Annotated in this window: 14 protein-coding genes; 13 read left to right on the plus strand and 1 reads right to left on the minus strand. The window is 70.5% G+C overall.

Features of this window, described 5'->3' with window-relative positions:
• Positions 1-89 precede the first annotated feature (89 nt).
• From VF584_15240 to VF584_15260, 5 genes are all read left to right on the plus strand, one after another.
• Entirely contained in the window at positions 90-572 is a 483-nt protein-coding gene (locus tag VF584_15240; protein HEX8211525.1) for an SRPBCC family protein, read from the plus strand.
• A 90-nt stretch (positions 573-662) separates the two neighbouring features.
• Positions 663-1,082 carry a YciI family protein gene (locus tag VF584_15245; protein HEX8211526.1) on the plus strand — a complete coding sequence of 140 codons (420 nt, stop codon included), beginning with the start codon at positions 663-665 and terminating at the stop codon, positions 1,080-1,082.
• 554 nt (positions 1,083-1,636) lie between these two features.
• Positions 1,637-4,723, plus strand: coding sequence for a DEAD/DEAH box helicase (locus VF584_15250; GenBank protein ID HEX8211527.1), 3,087 nt, complete (start codon positions 1,637-1,639; stop codon positions 4,721-4,723).
• A 124-nt stretch (positions 4,724-4,847) separates the two neighbouring features.
• The gene (locus VF584_15255) at positions 4,848-5,723 is read left to right on the plus strand and encodes an SWIM zinc finger family protein (GenBank protein ID HEX8211528.1); all 876 of its coding nucleotides are present in this window, start codon (positions 4,848-4,850) and stop codon (positions 5,721-5,723) included.
• A 402-nt stretch (positions 5,724-6,125) separates the two neighbouring features.
• Positions 6,126-8,312 (plus strand): M3 family metallopeptidase, encoded by a 2,187-nt coding sequence (locus VF584_15260; protein HEX8211529.1) that lies wholly within the window; start codon positions 6,126-6,128, stop codon positions 8,310-8,312.
• Positions 8,313-8,637: 325 nt separating this feature from the next.
• Here the strand turns inward: VF584_15260 and VF584_15265 are convergent, their stop codons facing one another.
• Entirely contained in the window at positions 8,638-9,447 is an 810-nt protein-coding gene (locus VF584_15265; protein ID HEX8211530.1) for an SWIB/MDM2 domain-containing protein, read from the minus strand.
• Between the two features lie 312 nt (positions 9,448-9,759).
• Between VF584_15265 and VF584_15270 the strand changes: the two genes are divergently transcribed.
• The 8 genes from VF584_15270 (at position 9,760) to VF584_15305 (ending at position 17,586) form a co-directional block, all read left to right on the plus strand.
• A complete protein-coding gene (locus VF584_15270; protein HEX8211531.1) occupies positions 9,760-10,683 on the plus strand; it encodes an SMP-30/gluconolactonase/LRE family protein in 924 nt (307 codons plus the stop codon).
• Positions 10,680-12,566, plus strand: coding sequence for a PQQ-dependent dehydrogenase, methanol/ethanol family (locus VF584_15275; protein ID HEX8211532.1), 1,887 nt, complete (start codon positions 10,680-10,682; stop codon positions 12,564-12,566). The genes VF584_15270 and VF584_15275 overlap by 4 nt, the downstream gene beginning before the upstream one ends.
• Positions 12,563-13,060 carry a c-type cytochrome gene (locus VF584_15280; GenBank protein ID HEX8211533.1) on the plus strand — a complete coding sequence of 166 codons (498 nt, stop codon included), beginning with the start codon at positions 12,563-12,565 and terminating at the stop codon, positions 13,058-13,060. Before VF584_15275 ends, VF584_15280 begins: the two co-directional genes overlap by 4 nt.
• A gap of 124 nt (positions 13,061-13,184) precedes the next feature.
• Positions 13,185-13,577 carry a c-type cytochrome gene (locus VF584_15285; GenBank protein HEX8211534.1) on the plus strand — a complete coding sequence of 131 codons (393 nt, stop codon included), beginning with the start codon at positions 13,185-13,187 and terminating at the stop codon, positions 13,575-13,577.
• Positions 13,577-14,614, plus strand: coding sequence for a cytochrome c oxidase subunit II (gene coxB / locus VF584_15290; protein ID HEX8211535.1), 1,038 nt, complete (start codon positions 13,577-13,579; stop codon positions 14,612-14,614). Before VF584_15285 ends, coxB begins: the two co-directional genes overlap by 1 nt.
• A gap of 13 nt (positions 14,615-14,627) precedes the next feature.
• The gene (ctaD, locus tag VF584_15295) at positions 14,628-16,595 is read left to right on the plus strand and encodes a cytochrome c oxidase subunit I (GenBank protein ID HEX8211536.1); all 1,968 of its coding nucleotides are present in this window, start codon (positions 14,628-14,630) and stop codon (positions 16,593-16,595) included.
• Positions 16,592-17,203 carry a cytochrome c oxidase subunit 3 gene (locus tag VF584_15300; GenBank protein ID HEX8211537.1) on the plus strand — a complete coding sequence of 204 codons (612 nt, stop codon included), beginning with the start codon at positions 16,592-16,594 and terminating at the stop codon, positions 17,201-17,203. The genes ctaD and VF584_15300 overlap by 4 nt, the downstream gene beginning before the upstream one ends.
• Positions 17,200-17,586 (plus strand): hypothetical protein, encoded by a 387-nt coding sequence (locus tag VF584_15305; GenBank protein ID HEX8211538.1) that lies wholly within the window; start codon positions 17,200-17,202, stop codon positions 17,584-17,586. Before VF584_15300 ends, VF584_15305 begins: the two co-directional genes overlap by 4 nt.
• The last annotated feature ends 144 nt before the right edge of the window (positions 17,587-17,730 follow it).

Below are 17,730 nucleotides of genomic sequence, written 5' to 3' on the forward strand. Positions count from 1 at the left end.
CGCTCTCTTCGTGGGCCGCCGGAACTTGATCGCATCGCGCTCCCCGGCTACTCTGTCGCTCCTTCCCTGCGAGCCCATAGCGGAGGCGCATGTCCGATCCTCAACTTACCGAGCCGCTGGCGGTGCAGACCGGGATGCTCATCCGTTGCCCGGCCGCGGAGGTGTTCGAAGCGTTCGTCGACCCGGAAATCACGTCGCGATTCTGGTTCACGCGCGGCAGCGGCAGGCTGGTGGCCGGCCAGCAGGTGCAGTGGGAATGGGAGATGTACGGCGTCTCCATCCCGGTCGACGTGAAGGTGGTGGAGGCGCACCGGCGCATCGTCGTTGAGTGGCCGGGGGAGGACGGACCCGGCACCGTCGAATGGATCTTCACTGCGATGGACGAGGTCTCGACCTTTGTCAGCATCACGAACACGGGCATCAGCGGCAGCGGTGCCGAGCTGGCGACGCAGGCGGCGGACGCGGCAGAGGGGTTTTCGCTGGTGCTGGCGGGCCTCAAGGCGCTCCTGGAGCACGGCATCCGGCTGAACCTGGTGGCCGACCGATTCCCGAAGGGGCTGGACGAAGATTGATCGCGCGCGGCGTGTCGATTCCGCCGCGGCTCGTTCGACGTACAGGTAAAACGCGGTACAGATCCCCAACCGACTACAAGGATACGACCGATGCGAGTCATGGTTCTGGTGAAGGCCAATGCCGATTCCGAGGCCGGCGTGATGCCGAGCGAAGAGATGCTGGCCGAGATGGGGAAGTACAACGAGGAGCTGGTGAACGCGGGCGTGATGGTTTCGGGGGAGGGGCTCCACCCTACGTCCCGGGCGAAGCGCGTGCGCTTCAACGGCAAGGAGCGGACGGTGATCGACGGGCCGTTCACCGAGACCAAGGAGCTGGTGGCCGGCTTCTGGGTCTGGCAGGTGAAGGACATGGACGAGGCGGTCGAGTGGCTGAAGCGCGCCCCGTTCCAGGGTGAGGAGCTGGAGATCCGCCCGGTCTTTGAGGCCGAGGACTTCGGGGCGGAGTTCACGCCGGAGCTCCGCGAGCAGGAGGATCGGCTGCGGGAGCGGATCGCGGCGCAGCAGGCGTAGGAGGCCGAGGGCCCCCTCCAGGGCCCCCTCCCCCGCTCGTCACCTCGCGGCCCCTCCCCCAATAACTACCTGGGGGAGGGGCGTTCGCATGCATTCGTGTGCGGCGCAGGGGATGGGCCCCGCCAACATCGCCGGGGGCTGAAGCCCCCGGCTGGAACCACGGGAAGGCGGCTGAAGCCGGCTCGCAAGCCGCGGGCATCCATTTGTCATCCTGAGCGATGCGCTTCTCTGTCCTATCCCATGCTCCATCCTTTGGCGCGGCGCGAAGGATCTACTGCGCGTGCTGAGGGGGTGGCTTGTTGCGCCGGCCTCTTGCTGCGCCGGCTAGATCCTTCGTTCGCCGCACGAGCCCCGCGTGCGGCGCGGCGATTCGTGGGGGCGGCTCGCTCAGGATGACAGAAAGGGGGGGAGGAGCCGAAGCAGCCCGAGCGCACTCACGCACTCACGCACTCACGCACTTCCCTTCCCCCTGGCCGCTTCTTTGCGAGCCTCCCCGCTCCCGGCCGCGGAACCCGCGCAGCCCTCCACAAAGCACGAACGCCGACCGAGCTGTCTTGATCGTCCTGCACGCCTGCTGGAGCCATCCCACCCTGCGCGTGTGGGGCGAGTCGGAGCACCGTAGGGTGGGGGTGCGGCGGCGCGCCGCCAACCACCCGCCCTCCAGGCCGTGGCCGCACCCGTTCGCCGCGGAGTGGCGCGAGCTCCACGACGCGCTCGAGCGCGTGGGGCTCATCGACTGGAAGGACGTGGCGCGCCAGGACCTCACCCTGCGCATCCCGTCGTACCCGCGCAGCCCGCAGCCGTCGCCCCAGGCCCACCGCTTCGATTCAATCGAGGCCGGGGAAGGGCTTGTGGGGAGCGCGTTGTGGACGATGCCCGCCGTGTACCTTTCCGGGACGACCTCCCGGGCGATGGACTTCCTCCTCGCGCTCCCCGCCGGGGCGCCGCAGGGGGTGGTGATCGGCGACACGCTTCGCGGGATGGCGGAGGTGGCGAAGCTGGCCCTGGAGCTGGTGGCGAGGGGGCGCGTCCTTCCCGTGCTGGAGCGTCCGTCCGGGCGCGGGTGGACGGTGGGATGGCGCCCGGTGCTCACCGATCCGGCCGACGAGGAGCGCTTCGCGGTGCTTGCCCGCGCTCTGCCCGGCGCGTGCTGGGCCGCGGAGCCCGCGCGCGAGGACGACGGCGTCGCGGGGCTGCTCGCGACGCTGGTAGACCGTTGCGTCCGGCAGGCGCTCGTGGGGAGCCGGGTGGTGCCGCCGCGCAAGGTGCGCCGCTCCGCCGCCGAGTGGTGGCTGATTGCGCTCACCGACCGTTTCGGTGCGTTCAGCGCCGACGCGCATACGGTGGAGCCGCTGGCGAACGCGCTGGCGGCGTGGTCGAGGAGCATCGTGCCGCCCGGGCGCGGCGGCGTGCGCACCTGCTTCTTCCTGGCCCCGCCGGCGGGGGCGGCCGACGACGGCGCCACGCCGGACGATCCCTGGCAACTCGATTTCCTCCTCCAGTCGGTGGACGATCCGTCGTTGATGGTCACCGCGGAGGAGGTTTGGCGCTCGCCGGGGCCAATCCGCGTGCTGCGCTCGGTGGCGGACCCGCAGGAGCGGCTGATCGCGGACCTGGGCCGGGCGATGCGCCTCTTTCCGCCGCTGGAGCCGGCGCTGCGCACCCCGCACCCCACTCGCGCGGAGCTGACGGCGGAGGAGGCGTTCCGCTTCCTGCGCGAGGGTGCGCCGCTGCTGTCGCAGGCGGGGTTCGCCGTGCGCGTGCCGCCGTGGTGGAACCGCCCCGCGGCGCGGCTGGGGGTCAAGCTGCGCGCCCGCCCCGCCGTCCCGCGGGAGAACGGACCCGGTCGTTTTGGGCTGGATGCGATCGTCGCGTACGATTGGGAGGTCTCGCTGGGCGGCGCCTCGATCTCGGCCGAGGAGTTCAGGGCGCTGGCAGGTCGCAAGGTGCCGCTGGTGCGCTTCCGCGGCGAGTGGGTGGAGCTGAAGCCGTCCGAGGTGGAGGCGGCTCTCCGCATCTTCGACCGCCACGCCACCGGCGAGATGACCGCCGCCCAGCTCCTGCGCCTCGCCGCCGGCGCAGAGGAGGTCGCCGAGGGGCTCCCCCTCTCCGGCGTGGAGGCGGAAGGCTGGCTCGGCGAGCTGCTGGCCGGCGCGGGCGACGCGCAGGCCAAACCCGTCCCCACGCCCGCCGGCTTCAACGGCAAGCTGCGCCCCTATCAGCGCCGCGGCGTGGGGTGGCTCGCGTTCCTCGATCGCATCGGTGTCGGCGCATGCCTGGCGGACGACATGGGTTTGGGGAAAACTCCACAAACGCTCGCGCTCCTCGTCAAAGAGCGGGAAGGACGGGGAAAGAAGCACCTTCCAGCGACTCTCCTCGTCTGCCCGATGTCGCTGGTGGGGAACTGGCAGAGGGAGTCGGCGCGGTTTGCGCCGGGGCTCAAGGTGCACGTGCACCACGGAGCCGAGCGGCTGAGCGGGGCGGCCCTGCAGGAGGCGGTGCGCGGGAGCGACCTCGTGCTCACCACGTACGCCCTCGCCGCGCGCGACCGCGACGAGCTGGCGTCGGTGGAGTGGGGTCGGGTGGTGCTGGACGAGGCGCAGAACGTCAAGAACGCGGCGGCGCGCCAGTCGCAGGCGGTGCGCGCCTTTCGCACGCCGCGCCGCATCGCGCTCACGGGCACGCCGGTGGAGAACCGTCTGGCGGAGCTGTGGTCAATCCTGGACTTCCTCAACCCGGGGCTCCTGGGCCCCCTGGCCGGCTTCCGACGCCGCTTCGCCACCCCCATCGAGCGCTTCCACGACGCCGAGCGCGCCGCCGAGCTTCAGCGGCTGACGCGCCCCTTCATCCTGCGCCGCCTTAAGACGGACCGCCGCATCATCCGCGACCTGCCGGAGAAGCACGAGATGCGCGTCTTCTGCAACCTGACGCGCGAACAGGCGTCGCTCTACCAAGCGACGGTGGACGAGATGCTGGCCCGCATCGAAGCGAGCGAGGGGATCGAACGGCGCGGCCTGGTGCTGGCGACGCTCACGCGGCTCAAACAGGTGTGCAACCATCCCGCGCACCTCCTCCGCGACGGGTCCGCGCTGGAGGGGAGGTCAGGAAAGGTGGCGCGGCTGGAGGAGATCCTGGAGGAGGTGCTGGAGCTGGGGGACCGCGCGCTCGTCTTCACGCAGTTCGCGGAGATGGGGCACCTGCTGCGGGGACACCTGGAGGCGCGCTTCGGGAGCGAGGTCCCCTTCCTGCACGGCGCCACCTCCAAGACGGCGCGCGACACGCTGGTGGCGCGCTTCCAGGAGGGCGACGGGCCGTCGATTCTCCTCCTTTCGCTCAAGGCGGGGGGCACGGGGCTCAACCTGACGGCGGCCAATCACGTGATCCACTTCGACCGCTGGTGGAACCCGGCCGTGGAGGATCAGGCCACCGACCGCGCCTTTCGCATCGGGCAACGGCGCGACGTTCAGGTGCGGAAGCTGGTGTGCGCCGGGACGCTGGAGGAGCGCATCGACGCGATGATCGAGGAGAAGAAGCAGCTCGCGGAGAGCGTGCTGGGCGCCGGCGAGGCGTGGCTGACGGAGCTTTCGACCGCCCAGCTCCGGCAGGTCGTTGCGCTGGCGGCGGATGCGGTGTCGGAATGAAAAAACGAACACAGCCTCGCACAGAGGGCACGGAGGGAACTGAAAGCCACAGAGAACACCCTTTTTGCAGTTGTCTCTGTGGCACTGTGTCTCTGTGTGAGATGGATTTTGGGGAAGGTACGCGATGAGCGATGCATGGTACTTCGACGCGGGGCCACGGCGGCCCGCGAAAGATGGGATCGCGGCGCGCAGCACGCACGGCGAGATCGGCGAAAGCTGGTGGTCGCGGCGGTTCATCGCGGCGCTCCACCAGGTGGCGGATACGTCGCGGCTCGGGCGGGGGCGAAGCTACGCGCGCAGCGGCCAGGTGATGGATCTGCGCGTGAGCCCGGGCGAGGTGACCGCAAAGGTGCAGGGTTCCGATCCCAGGCCTTACCGGGTAAAGATCGGCCTCGTGCCCTTCGGCGACGAGCAGTGGGCGCGCGCAGAGGAGGCGCTGGCGGGGCAGGCGCTCTTCCTGGCATCGCTGCTGGCCGGGGAGATGCCGCGCGACGTGGAGGATGCGTTCACGGCGGCGGGGCTTTCGCTCTTCCCCAGCTCGCCGGACGAGCTCAGGACCGAGTGCTCGTGTCCGGACGCCGCCAACCCGTGCAAGCACATCGCGGCCACCTTCTACATCCTGGCCGAAGCCTTCGACGACGACCCCTTCCTGGTGCTCGCCTGGCGCGGGCGGACGCGCGATCGCCTGCTGGAGCGCCTCCGCGAGCTGCGTGGTGCGCTCCCCGCGGCGGCCGAGGATGCGCCGGAAGCGCCGCCGCCTCCCCCGGCCGACTACTGGAGGGCGGGGCCGGAGCTGGCGGCGCTCCACTTTACCCCGCGCGCGACCGGGATCGCGGACGCGGTCCTTCGCCAGCTCGGCCCGCTCCCGCCCGAGGCCGGCGGCGAGCGCATCCAGCAGTCGCTCTCGCAGGCGTACGCCCTGTTTACCGCCGCCGCCGAGCGCCGCGCCTTCGCGGATTCGGACCCGGCGCCGGAGGGGGGCAGCGGCACCGTGGAGTGAGGGCAGGTAGCGCTGGCCCTCTCCCTCGCTCCTTCCTCGCTGCCCCCTCTCCCGAACTGCTGGGCGAGGGGGCGTTCGCATGGATCTCTGTGCGGGGCGTGGTTCAGCGCGGGGGCAGGCACGGGCAGCCACGTGGGTCGGCCCCTACCGGGTTCGGTACGTCGGGCGGGCGCCGCGGTGGGGGAGAGGGTGGGCGCGATGAATCGCGCCCCTACAAGATCGATGCGTTTCTCGATGCGGGGGCACCGCGCGAATGGACGCGATCTCCCCCCTCTCCCAGCGGTTTGGGAGAGGGGGGGCCGGGGAGGGTGAGGGGCCCGCAGTTGGAACCCCGCCCGCTTCCGCTGGTACGGGGTGCGCGCGGTGGACAGCCGCGCACGACGAACTCCAACCCACGCACACATGCGCCACCTGACACTCGCCCGCACCGGGGCGGTCGTGCTTGCGACCGCGGCCGCCGGGTGCGCCAGCGTACAGACCATGGACCCGGCGTCCTCCCGCGCCGACGCGCCCGCGCAGCAGGCGCCCGCCGCGGCCTCCAACAACCCGCTCCTCGCCCCCTGGACCGGGCCCTACGGCGGCATCCCGCCCTTCGACCGGGTGCGGGTGGAGGACATCAAGCCCGCCCTCGAAGCCGCGATGGCCGAGAACCTGGGCGAGGTGGAGCGCATCGCGAACGACCCCGCCGCGCCCACCTTCGAGAACACGCTGGCGGCGCTGGAGCGCGCGGGCTCGTCGATGGAGCGCGTGATGACCGTCTTCGGGATCTGGAGCGGGAACCTCAACACCCCCGAGTTCCAGAGGGTGGAGAGCGAGATGGCGCCGCGGCTGGCCGCCTTCAACGACCGCATCACGCAGAACGAGGCGCTCTTCCGCCGCATCCAGGCGGTGTACGACGCGCGCGAGACGGCGGGGCTCACGCCGGAGCAGAAGCGGCTGGCGTGGTACTACCACAACAACTTCGTGCGCGCCGGCGCCCGGCTGGACGCGGCGAGCAAGGCGCGCCTGTCCGAGATCAACCAGCAGCTCGCCGGGCTCTTCACCCGCTTCGGCCAGCACGTGCTGGCGGACGAGACCGACCAGACGCTGGTGCTGCGCAGCGAGGCCGAGCTGGCCGGCCTTCCGCAGGAGCTGCGGGCCTCCGCTGCGGCGGCGGCGGCCTCGCGCAACATGCCCGGCGCGTGGGTCATCACCAACACCCGCTCGTCGGTGGACCCCTTCCTCACCTACTCCGAGCGGCGCGAGCTGCGGGAGAAGGCGTGGCGGATGTTCATCAACCGCGGCGACAGCGGCGGCGAGCGCGACAACAACGCCATCATCAGCCAGATCCTGCAGCTCCGCGCGGAGCGGGCGAAGCTCCTTGGGTTCCCCACGCACGCCCACTGGCGGTTGGAGAACACCATGGCGAAGACCCCCGAGCGGGCCATGCAGCTGATGACCTCCGTGTGGACGCCTGCCGTGGCCCGCGTGCGCCAGGAGGTGGCCGACATGCAGGCGCTGGCGGACCGTGAGGGCGCCCGCATCAAGATCGAGCCGTGGGACTATCGCTTCTACCAGGAAAAGGTGCGCAAGGCGCGCTACGACCTGGACCAGAACGAGGTGAAGCAGTACCTGCAGCTCGACAGGCTGCGCGAGGGGATGTTCTGGGTGGCGGGCGAGCTGTTCGGGATGCAGTTCTCCCCGGTGACCGGCGTCCCCGTCTACCACCCCGACGTCACCGTGTACCGCGTGACGGACCGGGCCAGCGGGCGGCAGATCGGCCTCTGGTACTTCGACCCGTACGCCCGCCCCGGCAAGCGGTCGGGGGCGTGGATGAACGCGTACCGCAACCAGTCGCGCTTCGACGGCGAGGTGACGACGCTCGTCTCCAACAACTCGAACTTCGTAAAGGGCCAGGGGAACCAGCCCGTCCTGATCTCCTGGGACGACGCCACCACCCTCTTCCACGAGTTCGGACACGCGCTGCACGGGCTGCTCTCCAACGTCAACTACCCGTCGCTCTCCGGGACGGCGGTGGCGCGCGACTACGTGGAGTTCCCCTCGCAGCTGCTGGAGCACTGGCTTTCCACGCCGCAGGTGCTGCAGCGCTTCGCCCTGCACCACCAGACGGGGCGGCCGATCCCGCAGGAGCTGGTGGACCGCATCAAGCGCGCGTCCACCTTCAACCAGGGCTTCGGCACCACCGAGTACCTGTCCAGCGCCCTCGTCGACATGAAGCTGCACCTGGCCGGCGCGCGGCAGATCGATCCGGACGCCTTTGAGCGCCAGACGCTGGCGGAGCTGGGCATGCCCGCCGAGCTGGTGATGCGCCACCGCACGCCGCACTTCGGCCACATCTTCGCCGGCGACAGCTACTCCGCCGGCTACTACAGCTACCTGTGGTCCGACGTCCTCACCGCCGACGCGGCCGAGGCGTTCACCGGCGCGGGTGGCTTCTACGACCGCGCCGTGGCTGAGCGGCTCCGGACCCTGCTCTCCATCGGCAACACCGTGGACCCCGCCGAGGCGTACCGCGCCTTCCGCGGCCGCGACCCCTCGACCGACGCGCTGATGCGGAAGCGCGGGTTTCCGGTGGCGGGGCAGCGGTAGGCGCCCAGCCCGGCATCGCCGGGGGCTGAAGCCCCCGGCTGGAACGACGGAAAGACCGCTGAAGCGGTCTCGGGTGGCTCGATGGTAGGTGTTTCCGGCGGGGGACGGTGCGGCGCGGGACACGGGCGCGATAAATCGCGCCCCTACCGGATCTGGGCGCAACGAGCAGATGCACGCGTACGCCCCTCTCCCAGCAGTTTGGGAGAGGGGCAGCGAGGACGAGCGGGGAGAGGGCCCCACGCAAACCGCCCCTCCCCAGGTAGTTATTGGGGGAGGGGCGGCGAGGAACGAGCGGGGAGGGGGCCCGCGAAGGCCCCCGGTCCGTTCAGGCCTTCTCGAAGTGCTGGTTGACCAGGCGCGTCATCTCGAACATCGAGACCTGGTCGCTGCCGAAGATGGGCCTCAGGCGGTCGTCGGCGTTGATCATCCGGCGATTGGTGGAGTCCTGGAGGTTGTTCTTCTTCACGTAGTCCCACAGGCGCTTGGTGATCTCCGAGCGCGGCGCCGCCTCCTTGCCGACCACGGCCGCGAGCTGCGCGTCCGGCTGCACCGGCTGCGCAAGGCCGCCGCGGGCGGCCCCACCACCACCGCCGCCACCGCCACCGCCACCGCTGCGGCGGGTGCTCTTCTTGGCGCCTGCGCTCTTGGTGCCGCCGCTGCTCTTCTTGGCGGCAGAGCCCCCGCCGCCGCTACCCGAGTCCGACGACCCGCCCGACCCGCCGCCGCTGCGGCTGGCCGACTTGGTGCCCGAGGACTTCTTGGCGCCGGTGGACTTCTTGGCACCCGTGTCCCCGGTGGAGCGGCTGGAGCTGGACTTCGAGGCCGACTTGGTGCCGGAGGACGACTTGGTGCCGGAGGACTTCTTGGCGCCGCCGGACGACTTCTTGCCGCCGCCCTTCTTGCCGCCCTCCTCCTCACCGCCCATCGCGTTCACCAGCCCGGCGATGGCCGCCGCGCCCGCCAGCGCCGCTGCGCCCGCGGCGATGGGATGCGCCTTCACCATTCCCGCCACCCCGCCTTCCTCGTTGCCGCCCTGGCGCTGGCTTCCGCCCTCGCGCTGTCCGCCATTGGAGCCCGAATTGGAGCCGCCCTGCCGGTCCCCACCCTGCCGCTGCCCTGCACTCTTCTCAGCCATCGCGGATCCTCCGGTGTCTGGTACCTGGGTGCTTCTCTGGGCTACGTAGAGCCTCTCGGCCCCGCCCGCACACGGGCGGAGCGCCGGGTGCGGGTTCTAACCAATGCAAAGACGGAGCCGAACGCAAGGATTTTCTGGCTTCGAGCCTTCAAAAAGTTCAAAATAGCGGTTCCGGGACCGCCGGGAGTGCTCCAAACGCCCTCTTTGGGCCTTGGCTGTAGCCACCGCTGGCATGTGTCTGGCGTGCCTTTTTCAGCGCTGGGCCCGCCGCCGCAAGCTGGCACACCCGCACCCTTCCGGACCGTGTACCCCATGGCGCACCGGCTCCCCTTCCCCCTGGGCGCACTCCTCGCGCTCTGCCTCTGCGCGTGCGGCTCGGCCGAGGCGCGCGACGCGCCGCTGGCCCGCAAGCTCCACGTGGTGCAGGGGCTCGGCTTTCCGGAGTCGGTGCGCTACGACGCGGAGCAGGACGTCTACTTCGTCTCCAACATGGTAGGCCCCGGGTCGGTCAAGGATGGCAAGGGCTACATCGCGCGCATCCCCGCGGCGACGCTGGGGCCGGTGACGATATTCGCGCAGGGCGGCACCGGCGGGGTGGTGCTGGACGCGCCGAAAGGGATGGCGATCCAGGGCGACACGCTGTGGGTGGCGGACATCGACGTGCTGCGCGGCTTCCATCGCCGCACCGGCGCGCCGCTCGCCACGCTCGACCTGCGCCCGCACCGCGCGATGCTGCTCAACGACATCGCGGTGGGGCCGGACGGCACGATGCGCGTGACGGACACGGGGATCTCGATGACGCCCAAGGGGGTCCTCTACCACGGCACGGACAAGATCTTTGCGATCGGGCCGGGCCGGGCGGTCTCGCTGCTGGCCAGCGGCAAGGAGCTGAAGCTGCCGAACGGGATCACCTGGGACTCCGCGGGGCGGCGCTGGGTCGTGGTGGCGTTCCACCCCTTCCGCAGCGAGGTGTACACGCTGGGCCAGGGCACCCGCACCACGATCGCAATCGGAACGGGGCGGTTCGACGGAGTGGAGGCGCTCAGCGACGGCCGGCTCCTGGTGACCTCGTGGAGCGATTCCAGCCTGCACGTCTTCAGCGGAAAGACGGAGCAGCGCGTGATCCGCGGGATATGGCAGCCGGCCGACCTGGGGGTGGACACGCGGAGGCAGCGCGTCGCTATCCCCCTCGTGCTGCAAGGGCGTGTGGAGATCTGGGAGATTCCGGGCGCATGATCCTCCCCTCGCGCGCCTTCCGCGCCACCGCTGTCGCATGCCTGCTTCTGGGCGGGTGCAAGTCCCGCGAGCCCCAGGAAGATCCCAAGTTCCCGCGCGAGATGCTCAAGAGCACCGCGGTGCCCTTCGCCACGCCCACTGAACGCACGCACGAGACGACGCGTGCGCGTCCCGCCGCGGCCGCCTTCCGGCCGGAGGACGGGCAATGGGTGATGTCGCTCAAGGACTACGCGGGGACGCGGTACAGCGGGCTGGACCAGATCAACACCGGCACCGTCAGGGGGCTGAAGCTGGCCTGGCACTTCGACCTGAAGCTGGCACGCGGGCAGGAGGCCACGCCGCTCGTGGTGGACAACACCATGTACGTGGTCACCTCCTTTCCCAACCTGCTGTACGCCTTCGACCTGACGCGCCCCGGCCCGGCGGTGAAGTGGGTGTACGATCCCAAGCCCGCGCGCGCGGCGCAGGGCGTTGCGTGTTGCGACCACGTGAACCGCGGCGCGGCGTACGCGGCGGGCCGGCTCTTCTACGCCACGCTGGACAACTACGCGGTGGCGGTGGACGCGGCGACGGGGCGCGAGATCTGGCGCACGCGGCTGGGGAGCATCCACGCCGGCGAGACGATGACCATGGCGCCGCTGGTGGTGCGCGACAAGGTGATCTTTGGCAACGCCGGCGCGGAGTTCGGGGTGCGCGGCTGGGTGCGGGCGCTGGACGTGGCGACAGGACGCGTGGTGTGGACGGCGTGGGCCACGGGGCCTGACCGCGACGTGCTGATCGGCCCCCGCTTCCGTCCCTTCTACGCCAAGGACCGGGGGCGCGACCTGGGCGTCACCACCTGGCCGGCGGAGCACTGGAAGATCGGCGGCGGCACCATGTGGGGGTGGCTCAACTACGATCCCGAGCTGGACCTCCTTTACTACGGCACCGCCAACGCCGCCCCCTGGAACCCCGAGCAGCGCCCCGGCGACAACAAGTGGACGGCCACCCTCTTCGCGCGGCGGCCGGACACGGGCGAGGCGGTGTGGGCGTACCAGTGGGACCCGCACAACGTCTTCGACTGGGACGGCGTCAACGAGAGCCTCCTCCTGGACATGCCGGTGGAGGGGCGGATGCGCCGCGTGATGGTGCGCGCCGAGCGCAACGGCTTCGTGTACGTGATCGACCGCGCCACGGGCGAGGTGCTCTCCGCTACGCCCTACATGCACAGCACGGTAGTGAAGGGGGTGGACACGCGCTCCGGGATGCCGGTGGAGGACCTGACGATGAAGCCCGGCTACGGCAAGACGGCGCACGGCATCTGCCCGGCCGTCCCCGGCGCCAAGGACTGGGAGCCGACCGCCTTCTCGCCGCGCACGGGGCTCGTCTACATCCCCGCCAACAACCTGTGCATGGACGTGGAGGGGATGGAGGCCAACTACATCGCGGGCACCCCGTACATGGGGGTGAGCGTCAAGATGTACCCCGGCCCCGGGGGCCACCGCGGCGAGATGATCGGCTGGGACCCGGTCAACCGCAGGCGCGCGTGGACGATCATCGAGAAGTTCGTGCTCTGGAGCGGCCCCCTGGCGACGGCCGGCGACCTGGTGTTCTACGGCACGATGGACCGCTGGCTCAAGGCGGTGGACGCCCGCACCGGCCAGGTGCTCTGGCGCTTCCAGACGGCCACGGGGATCATCGCCCCGCCCATCTCCTACCGCGGTCCGGACGGCAAGCAGTACGTGGCGGTCCTCTCCGGGCCGGGCGGATGGCCGGGCTCCGTCGTCTCCGTCCCCCTGGACCCGCGCGACGAGACGGCGGACAAGGGATTCGCGGGCGCCATGCACGACCTGCCGGAGTACACCGGGCGCGGCGGCCACCTCTACGTCTTCGCGCTGCCATGAGGACGGGCACCGGGTGGGCCCGGCTGACATGCGTGCTCCTGTGCGCGCTCGCGCTGGCCGCGTGCAAGCGGCACGAGAAGGCGCCCAAGGCGTGGCACGTCACGCAGTCGCACGAGATCCGCGACACGGCGCATCGGGTGCGGCCGGGGCCGGGGAAGCCGGGGCCGGAGGCGTTCCGAGCGCGCGGGCTGCCGGTGGACAATCCGTACGAGGGCGACGTGAAGGCGATCCAGGAGGGGCGGCGGCTCTACAACTGGATGAACTGCAAGGGGTGCCACGGCGAGGGCGGCGGCGGCATCGGCCCCACGCTGTGGGACGACCAGTGGCGCTACGGCGGGCGCGGCGTGGACATCGCCGAATCCATCCTCCACGGCCGCCCGGACGGGATGCCCGCCTTCGCGGGGCACATCCCCGAAGACCAGGTGTGGCGCATCGTCGCCTACGTGCAGTCGCTGGAGCCGCGCGGCGGGCCCTACCACGCGGGGGTGAAGTGATGCGCCTATGGGGACTGCTCGCATCGCCGCGCCCGCGCGCACGAGTCCGCTTCAGCGGACTTCCCGTGGTTCCAGCCGGGGGATTCATCCCCCGGTGTTTGGGGTGCCGGCCGTGCGGCGCACGATGACCGCCGCGATCCGGGCCGCCACGCTCGCGCTCGCCTGCACGGGGCTGCTGGGCGGCTGCCTGCGTGACCTGGACCCGCGTCTGGGCGAGCGGCACACGGTGCCGGGGGGGAAGCCAAAGGAGGGGCCGGCCGCGATCCGCGCGTACGGCTGCGGGAGCTGCCACGTGATCCCCGGCGTGCGTGGGGCGCGGGGGCTGACGGCTCCGCCGCTCGCGGCGTGGAGCGGGCGGAGGTTCATCGCGGGGCGGGTGCCCAACACGCCGCACGAGCTGGTGAGCTGGATCATCCACCCGCAGGGGATCAAGCCCGGAACGGCGATGCCCGATCTGGGCGTGACCGATCAGGACGCGCGCCACATCGCCGCGTACCTGTACACGCTGAAGGAGTGATGGCGATGCGCTCTCCCTCCATCCGGCTCGCGCCCTCGCTGGCCGCGTGCGCGCTCGCCGGGTGCACGGGCACCGGCGTGCAGGACGTGCTCGCCCCCGCGGGGCCGCAGGCGGCGCGCATCGCGGCGTGGTTCTGGTTCAGCTTCGCGCTGGCGGTGGCGGTGTTCGTGGCGTTCGCGGCGATCCTGTTCTGGGGCCTCTTCCGCGCCCACCGCCGACACCTGCGCGGCGAAGACACCGAGCTGCCGGACAAACACGGAAACCGGCTGGTGATCTGGGGCGGCGTCGTGATCCCCACCGTCATCCTGCTGGCGCTGCTGGTGTTCAGCGCGTACACGGACCGCATGATCTCGCGCCTGGGGCGCGGGCCGGGCGAGAAACCGCTGACCATCGAGGTGGTGGGCGAGCAGTTCTGGTGGCAGGTGCGCTACCTGGACCCCGAGCACCCGCACCGCGAGTTCATTACCGCCAACGAGATCCACGTCCCCGCCGGGAGGCCGGTGAGGCTGCTGCTGAAGTCGCGCGACGTCATACACTCCTTCTGGGTGCCCAACCTGAACGGGAAGCAGGACCTGGTGCCGGGGCGCACCAACGACCTGGTGGTGCAGGTGGACGACCCCGGCACCTACCGCGGCCAGTGCGCCGAGTTCTGCGGAGTGCAGCACGCCAAGATGGCGATGCTCGTGGTCGCGCACCCGCCCAGGGAGTTCGACGCGTGGTGGGAATCGCAGCTTCGCCCCCACGCCCCGCCCTCGGACCCAGAGGCGGCGCGCGGGGAGGAGGTATTCATGACCAACGGCTGCGGCACCTGCCACTCCATCCGCGGCACGCTGGCCAAGGGGACGGTGGCGCCCGACCTGTCGCACTTCGGCAGCCGCCGCACCGTCGCGGCGGGGACGCTTCCCAACACGAAGGGGCACCTGGGCGGGTGGATCGCGGACCCGCAGGCCATCAAGCCGGGCAACCGGATGCCCCCCGTGCCCCTCAAGGGCGAGGAGCTGCGCGCGCTCGTCAGCTATCTCCACAGCCTCAAGTAACGCGGAGCCCGCCTTGTCCACACTCGATCCCGCCCTCGGCACCGGCAAGCTCGCGGACGACACCGCGCAGCTCGACGAGGTGTGGAGCTCGCCGCCGGGCCTGTACGGCTGGCTGACCGAGGTGAACCACCGGCGCATCGGGCGGCGCTACATCGCCACGGGGTTCGCGCTATTCCTGCTGGCCGGGCTGGAGGCGCTCGCCATCCGCACGCAGCTCGCCGTTCCGGAGAACGACGCGCTGGGGCCCGAGATCTACCGGCAGGTCTTCACGATGCACGGCGCCACCATGATGTTCCTCTTCGCCGTGCCCATCATGATCGGCGTGGGGATCTACCTGGTGCCGCTGATGATCGGCACGCGCGACATGGCGCTGCCGCGGCTCAACGCGTTCGGCTACTGGATCTACCTGATCGGCGCCATCACGCTGTACACGGCCTTTATCCTGGGGGTGGCTCCCAACAGCGGGTGGTTCAACTATCCGCCGCTCTCCCGCCGCGAGCACGAGCTCAGCATCGGCATCGACGTTTGGGTGGTGGTGGTGGTCCTGCTGGAGGTGGCGGCGCTGGTGGGGGCGGTGGGGCTCATCGTCACCATCCTCAAGCAGCGCGCGCCGGGGATGTCGCTCAACCGCATGCCGGTGTTCGTATGGTCGATCCTGGTGATGGGGTTCATGATCGTCTTCGCCATGCCGACGCTCATGACCACCACCATCTTTTTGGGGATGGACCGCATGGTGGGCGCCCACTTCTTCGACCCCGCGGGGATGGGCGACCCGCTCCTCTGGCAGCACATGTTCTGGTACTTCGGGCATCCCGAGGTCTACATCATGTTCGTGCCGGGGCTGGGGATGGTGTCGATGGTGATCGCCACCATGTGCCGCCGCCCCGTCTTCGGCTACACGGCCGTGGTGCTCTCGCTGGTGGCGACGGGGGTGCTGAGCTTTGGGCTGTGGGTGCACCACATGTACGCCACCGGCCTGCCGCGGCTGGGGACGAGCATGTTCACCGCGGCCAGCATGCTCGTCACCATCCCCACCGCCGTGCAGTTCTTCTGCTGGACGGCCACGCTGTGGGGGAGCCGGCCGCGCTTCACGGTGGCGCTGCACTACGTCCTCGGCTTCCTGCTGATCTTTCTGATCGGCGGGATCACGGGGGTGCAATTGGGAGCGGTCCCCTTCGACCTGCAGGTGCACGACACGTACTTCGTGGTGGCGCACTTCCACTACGTGCTGCTGGGCGGCGTCGTCTTTCCGCTCTTCGCGGGGATCTACTACTGGTTCCCCAAGGTGACGGGGCGCATGATGAGCGAGCCGCTGGGAAAGGTGAGCTTCTGGATGATGTTCCTGGGGGTGCACGCGGCGTTCTGGCCGCAGCACCACCTGGGCTTCATGGGGATGCCGCGCCGCGTCTACACCTACCTGCCGGAGATGGGGTGGACGCAGCTCAACCTCCTCTCCACCGTCGGCGCCTTCACCATCGCGACCGGCGTGGGGGTGACGGTGGTGAACCTGCTGGTCTCCGCGCGGCGCGGATCGCCGGCGGGGAACGATCCCTGGCGCGCCGAGTCGCTGGAGTGGGCCACCTCGTCGCCGCCCCAGCGCTACAACTTCCGCTTCATCCCCACCGTGCGCAGCCGCGCGCCGCTGTGGGACGCGGACTGGAACGAGCAGCCGCTCGTCGTCGGCCTGCGCGACGACCAGCGGGAGGCGCTCTCCACCAGCATCCTGGACGCGCGGCCGGACCACCGCGCCATCCTTCCGGGGCCCACCCTGGTCCCCTTCTTCGCGGCGCTCGCGGCGTCGGTGCCGGTGGTGGGGGTGCTCTTCGGGCTGCACTGGGTGCCGATCGGGGGGGCGCTCTTCTTCATCGCGATCAGCGCCTGGAACCGGCCGCACCACCTGCCGCACCGCATGGAGGAGGAGAGCGGCCGCGAGCACCGGCTGGCCGAGCAGGAGCGCGAGCGCGAGGAGGAACGCCAATGAGCGAGCGCGTGGTGCTGGACGTGTCCGAGTATCCCGCGCTGGTGCAGGGGCCGCGCGGGGGGCTCTGGTGGGGGATGGCGGGGCTGATCCTGATCGAGGTGGTGGTCTTCACCGCCCTGATCGCCACCTACTTCTACCTCAAGTTTCTCAACCCGCACTGGCCGCCGGCCGGGGACCCGCTCCCCAAGCTCGCGCTCCCCACCATCAACACCATCATCCTGATCGGGAGCAGCTTCGCGGTGCACTACGCGGACGTCTCCATCACCGAGCGCAACAACCTGCGCGGGATGACACTCGGCCTGGCGCTCTCGCTCACGCTGGGCGTCGTCTTCCTGGTGCTGAAGATCATCGAGTACAGCCAGGTGGAGTACTTCTGGGACAGCCATGCGTACGGCTCCATCGTGTGGACGATGATCGCCTTCCACTCGTCGCACGTCCTTTCGGTGGTGCTGAAGACGGCCGTGGTGATCGCGCTCGCCCGCAAGGGCCACTGGACGCAGTCGCGCATGCAGGGGATCAAGGTGAACGGGCTGTACTGGCACTTCGTGGTGATCATCTGGATCCCGCTCTACCTCACCATCTACTGGTCGCCCAGGATCTCGGGATGACGGACTCGCCCGTCGAAGAGCGCTTCCTGCAGACCGGCGGCCAGGGGCGGCTGTGGTACGGCGTTCTGATCGGCGTCGTCGCGTGGAAGCTGCAGCTCGTGGTGAACTACGCGCTGGTCCCCTACGCCTGCTGGCACCGCGCGGAGTGGATGAACCACCTCGCCTCGTTCGCGATGATCGCGCTGGCGCTGAGCGGCGCGTGGGTCTCGTGGGGGAGCTGGAAGCGGATGGGGGGGAGCCTGGACACGTCGGTGGGCGGGCCGGTGGGGCGCGGCAGCTTCATGGCGCTCTCCGGCATCGCGCTCAACGCCCTGCTCGCGCTCCACATCCTGGGCCAGTGGCTGCCGAACCTGTTTCTTAGCGCGTGCGACGGGCTGTCGTGAGGGGGGAGCCCCGCAGTCCGGCGGTTGAAACCGCGGCAACAACCGCGGGAAGCCTGCCTTCGCAGGCTCCGGTGGACGGGATCGGCGCGCGAGGCGGGCACGGGGGCCGCTTCGCGGGAAGGAATCACCGGGGCCGCATCGCCG

The sequence above is a fragment of the Longimicrobium sp. genome (assembly GCA_036389135.1).
Taxonomy (GTDB): Bacteria; Gemmatimonadota; Gemmatimonadetes; order Longimicrobiales; family Longimicrobiaceae; genus Longimicrobium.